Raw genomic sequence first — 5453 nt, 5'->3', positions numbered from 1 at the left:
GACCATTCCAATACCTCCGACTGCACCAAGATCAAGTACCATAGGCACAACCTCGGTCACAAACTGTCGTTGCAGTACTAATCGCCGCGGGGATCCTCCACACGTCCATCGAGCGGGTCCGGCCTCCCGGTTCGACCGGGCACGTCACCCGCACCCCGGTTGTCGTGCTGCGCACCGACGATGATGACCGGCACACAAACCGGCTGGCCGTGTACGGAGCGCCAGTGATGATGCGCCGATACCGTCCAGGACTCGACCTGCACTGGGGGGACGTGGTTGTCGGTTGAAGCTCTAGCTGTCCTCGGGTACCCGACGGTGAGCTCGTGGGACGATCGAGTCGAGATCCGAGCATTCTAGGTCACCGATCAGGGCTGTCCTGTCTTTCGGTAGGGCTGTTGCGATCCGGCATAGGTGCTTCGGAGCGCTGATGCCGCGACTGCGAGTACGGCTGGTAGCCCCGAACTTGGCGTCACCACGACGGCCCCCTTGTGTCGGCCGGTGCTCTTCTCAGGGAGAGCGGGGCGATGCAACTTGCAGAATCCACCTCACTGCGACAACAACTACCGGTAGTTCCGGTAGTTGTTGTCGCCGGACTGGATGATGGTGGAGGCCAGCTTCGCCAGCACTGTTCGTGCGTCATCGGGCGGGTCGGGGTTATCCTGCGCAAAGTACGAGTACCAGGCGGCCCAGACTCCGTCCTGTACGTCTGACCTCTTTTCATAAGAAGGGCCGAAGGCGTCTTGCCCCCAGGCAACGATGTAATCGCCGACGTGTACGTACTGTCTCGTGCGTAGTTCAGCTTCGATATTCGCTGTCCCGGTCGGACCGGCAAGGTGGGTACGGTTGTCGTAGTGCCAAAGGTCGCCATTGGGCAGCAGGAGCTGAAACCAACGTGCCCCTCTGCCTGCGGAGTATTTCAGGATCCAACCTGCGGGAGTGACTTTGTCGCGCCCGTACCACGGTCCCTTTTCTAGGAAGACGGGACGTGGCGCGAGTCGAGAGCTTAGGAACTCGGCGAGTTCACGCAGCAGTGCGGAAATCGCAGCGGCACCTTCTGCGGCGGCAACGTCAGCACGCGCCCGCATCTCCCGTTGTTCAGTTTCGGTGGCCTTGCGATGTGCCAGTTCTCGCCCAACAAGATCATCGAAGCTGTTCATTGGGCAAGTATTACAGGAATCTCTGTCCCTCAACAGATGTGCGGTAAGCGCGACCACCTATTCGCGCTGTCGGTCACAGCCGTCTAGCGGTGTTTTCATGCAGAGATGCTGTCTACCGGCATGGTGTTTATCCAGAAGCGGGCAAGGACTGTGCGCTGACACGAGAACATTCCTTCGACCGCGAGGCCATCTGTCTTCTGCCCTCATATTGAGGTTTTCTCAGTAAGTTGATCTTGACTGGGCAGCAGAACACCCGAAACACGAAGAGACGCAGAGCCCCTGGTAGGACTGGATTTGCGAAGACCAAGTCCAAGAACCAGAGGCTCCACGTGATCACCTATTCTGCCACGCTCGACGTCCCACGCCCGCTCGCCCAACACCTCGCCGCATTGCTCCAGGTCAACCGCCTCGAACGCGGCAGCCGACGCGGACGACGCGCCCTGACCCCGTTCCACCACGCCGTCCTCGTCCTGCGCTGGTTCCGACAGGACACCCCACTGGCAACGCTGGCCCGCGACGCGGGCATCTCCATCGCCACCGGGTACCGCTATCTCCACGAAGGCATCGACGTCCTTGCTGCACAAGCCCCGGAACTGGCTGACGTACTCCGCCACCGACTCGCCACCGGCCGCACCCACGTGATCCTCGACGGCACCCTGATCCCCACCGACCGGGTCCGAGAAACCACCACCGGCAAACACGGCACGCCGATTCACCTGTGGTACTCGGGAAAACACCGCAGATTCGGCGCGAACATCCAGTTCCTCGCGTCCGAGGACGGCTTCCCACTGTGGGTGTCGTCGTCGCTGCCGGGCAGTACCCACGACCTGACCGCAGCCCGTGTACACGGGATCACCGGAGCGTTGTACGCCGCCGCGTCCCAGGGGTTGCCGACCCTCGCCGACCAGGGCTATCAAGGCGTGGGCATCGGAATTCACACGCCCACCAAGATGCCGACCGACGGCAACACTCTCGATGCCGACACAGCCTGCCGCAACGCGCTGCTGACCCGCTTGGGATGCCTCGGAGAGCGTGCCGCCGCGTTGCTCACTACGCGATGGAAGGCTCTCGACAGGATCACGCTGTGCCCCAATCGGATCGGTGACATTGTCAAAGCAGCGCTCGTTCTCACCCAGGTTGAGCATTCAGGACGCTACTGAGAAAACCTCTATGTCTACGGCCTGCTCCACGACCCCGCCTACCGGGAAACCTACGCGGCAGATTTGAAGAAGATGCTCCCGCATATCCCCACCCCGGAGACCCGGGATCGGTTCGAGCAGCTCACGAGCGCCGGCCGGGGGTTGGCCGAACTGCACGTGAACTACGAGTCGGTGGAACCGTACCCGCTGGACATCCAGCTCAAGAAGGGCGTATCCGCCGAGGACCGTGAGACGTGGCGGGTGTCGAAGATGAAGTGGGGCAAGAAGAAGGACCCCGAATCGGGCAAGAACATCGATGACCGTAGCGTCATTGTCTACAACCCACTGGTCACTATCACCGGCATCCCTGAGGACGCTGAGCGCTACATGCTCGGTTCCCGATCTGCGTTGGCATGGATCATCGACCGATACCAGGTCAAGACCGACAAAGCCTCAGGGATCGTCAACGACCCGAACGATTGGTGCGACGAGCACGACGATCCGCGGTACGTCGTCGAGCTGATCCAGAAGGTGACCACAGTGGCAGTGGAGACCATGAAGATCGTCGAGACGCTGTGACGGAGGATAACGCCCCACAGATTGTTGCTGAACTGCGCAAATGGGCATCATTGTGGGCGGACTTACTGCACGTCGACATGACGCTCCTGGGACTAAGGGAAACACCCAACACGCCCTCCACAGTCTTTGTCCGTCGATCACTGTGGGAGGCCGCGGTGATCGCGTACGGGCGGATGACCATGAGCAATAGGGGAAGGAAGGTCGACTTCGACGACCTTCTCAGCGTGGCAGGCGATCGAGAGACCCACGATCGGATCCTGGGCTGGCGGCACGGTCATGTAGCGCATCGTCGACGAGGAGAGTTCGAGAAGGTCTATCTGGTCGAGCAATTCGACGACGCCGGTGCGCTTGTGAAGATCGAGGTCGTCGTAGCGCCCGCGATCGGTCCAGTCGGTGGCGATCTGGTTCAACGCTTCGCAGCTCACATACACGAGCTGCGGACCACGCTGTGGGAGCGCTATCTGGTAGCACTCGCGCAGACCTATGCAGGTAGTGGTCCGACGTTCCAAGGCCAGCCCGGCGCGCAGCCGGCACTGCTGTCCGACGCCGATCCGGCTCGGTTTTCGATCAACCTCACCCTCTGGCAACGCTAGCTCGCGTTCGAACACCTATCCAGACCTCATCATTGGGGTTCGCACGTAGTCGAAAGAGACATGACGGCACCATCGGACATGCTGCGTATATTGGCGCAGTTCATATATGAGGAGCACGATCGTTCTTCCGAACGAGCGTTGCCGGACCTGCCGGAGCTCTGCCGTCGGCTGGCACCGTTCAACATCGACCGCCGTACGGCAGAACCGGCTTACCTTGCGGGATGCTTCAAACAGAATCTTCGTGCTGCCCAGCAGCTGGGATTCGAGTCCTCGGTAGACTCGTCCTTGTATGCCTTGGGCAGGGTTGCTGTCCAGCGATACACCCTGGGGAAAGTTCCGGATCACCATGTCGACCTCGACACCGTCCTCTACGAGCCGGACCTCGCGAGCCTTCATGCATCGACGATGATTGCCGGCCTTTTACAGCGGGTTCTTCCAGGTCGGTTGGGATTCTCTTCTGTGGCGGAGGCCCGTAGCTCCACCGACCACTGGGAGAAGTACCTCGAGGCGGGGCTTGCGGTCACGCGAGGATTCCAGACGGCGACAGTCTTAGCGCTGCTCAGCGGAACCTCCGACAACCGGCGTAGCCTGTTTGAAATACTTCGGCATCCACACGTCACCCATCTCTATCCCGACTTGGCGCAGGAATCTCATCTCCTCGCGGCCGGACTCTTTTCCGCACACGGCCAGAACCCGGAGGGATTCCGGGAGCGGATGCGTCGGGACCTCGAAGAGTTGCACTTTGGTCGGTATGCCTTCCTGGAGAAATTCTGCTGGCTCGATGAACAGCGCGGGATCGGGCTCGAAGAGGAAGATGTCGAGGATAACGCAGACACGGTTGGTGAGATAGCAACAGCGCGACTGACGTTCACGATTCTTCCGGATGACACGGGGATCTCGGGTTTCATCGCTGAGCGGGTGCGGTTTCATGCGGTGCGTCCTTCGGGTGCGAGGTTCGATGCGGATCCCCGTCGAACCGAGGTGCTTACACGGCTGGCCGGGTGGGCGGGGCGGCAGCGCTGCATGCTGTACCGCGGTGACAGCATCGCCGACGTTCGCTCGTTCGGCGGCGAGAACATCACCGACGACTACCTCGTGCTGGTGATCGACCAGGATTCGGGTGGCCAGGACGCTGTGGCGATCAGTCCCGCCCGCGGACGGCATGCAACGTTCGTGGTGCGGCACGAGGTGTCTCCGCTGCCGTGGCACGAGGTTTTTGCGCTGCCGAAGCGGAGTTCGGTAGATCTTGGTGCCAAACGTCTGCGGTTCCAGAGTCGATGGCCGATGGACGAGTACGAGGCTATGTTCCAGAAAGTGACGACGGCGTTGGCCTGCCCGCCGACCCGGTTTGGTGAGAAGTTCGATTATTCGGAAGAGCTCGGGCGGTACCTGCTGTAACACTGCGCATACCTTGCGGACAGTCATGTGAGTGGGAGAAGCCGCAGACGTCCTCAGAGTCGTCGAGCCGGTCGAGAGTGGCGTGCCTCCGGCGCCGACCCGAACGTCAGCGGCGACCTCGACGGCCGTGCCGAAGCTCTCTACGACCCTTTTCCGCACCGCAGCTCCCCACACGTGGGGGTAACCAAGATCAGCAAGGTGCTTCACCTGAAACGCCCGGATTGTTCTCCATCCTCGACCCGAAGGTTCTACCGGCTTCATGCTCGTTCCGCCGTTGCCCCCCACCTCGCCGCGGCAGGCGAGCCATGTTCTGGGCGGCCGTCCGCGACGACGTGTGCACCAACCTCGACAGCGGTGCCCTTTCGTTGTCCCGCCGGCGCTTGGCGCAGTCCGAGACCGAACGGTTTCGCCGGATCGCGATCCTGACCGATGTGCGTCTACTCGATCTGCTGACTCGGGTTGTTGCCTGAAACCCGACATCGGCATCTGATGGCGCTCGCTGAAGTTCCTCAGTAACGCTCATCGAAATTCCCCACCCGTGTGGCACCGCCAATGAGGGCGGGTCTCCTCCGATGCTGATGGTCTCT

4 protein-coding genes and 1 pseudogene are annotated in these 5453 nt (G+C 61.4%); 4 read left to right on the top strand and 1 reads right to left on the bottom strand.

What is annotated here, in order from left to right:
• Positions 1 to 560: 560 nt before the first annotated feature.
• Positions 561 to 1157: a hypothetical protein gene (locus NVV99_RS25950; protein ID WP_144376974.1), complete on the bottom strand. Its 597-nt coding sequence runs from the start codon at positions 1155 to 1157 to the stop codon at positions 561 to 563.
• A 329-nt stretch (positions 1158 to 1486) separates the two neighbouring features.
• On the opposite strand from NVV99_RS25950, the gene NVV99_RS25945 reads away from it, so the two are divergent.
• From NVV99_RS25945 to NVV99_RS25930, 4 genes and pseudogenes are all read left to right on the top strand, one after another.
• A complete protein-coding gene (locus NVV99_RS25945; protein WP_024103329.1) occupies positions 1487 to 2317 on the top strand; it encodes a transposase family protein in 831 nt (276 codons plus the stop codon).
• A 9-nt stretch (positions 2318 to 2326) separates the two neighbouring features.
• Positions 2327 to 2875 (top strand): annotated as a pseudogene (locus tag NVV99_RS25940) (type ISP restriction/modification enzyme); the annotation flags it as partial.
• Complete coding sequence (locus NVV99_RS25935) at positions 2872 to 3468, top strand: hypothetical protein (RefSeq protein WP_197539109.1); 597 nt, start codon at positions 2872 to 2874, stop codon at positions 3466 to 3468. The pseudogene NVV99_RS25940 and the gene NVV99_RS25935, both read left to right, overlap by 4 nt.
• A 60-nt stretch (positions 3469 to 3528) precedes the next feature.
• On the top strand, positions 3529 to 4866 hold the full coding sequence (locus NVV99_RS25930) for a hypothetical protein (RefSeq protein ID WP_144376975.1): 1338 nt from the start codon (positions 3529 to 3531) through the stop codon (positions 4864 to 4866).
• The last annotated feature ends 587 nt before the right edge of the window (positions 4867 to 5453 follow it).

The organism is Rhodococcus sp. PAE-6, assembly GCF_025290685.1.
Lineage (GTDB): Bacteria > Actinomycetota > Actinomycetes > Mycobacteriales > Mycobacteriaceae > Rhodococcus > Rhodococcus pyridinivorans.
The sequence above is the reverse complement of the archived record's forward strand: the minus strand, read 5'-3'. Positions and strand labels throughout refer to the sequence as shown.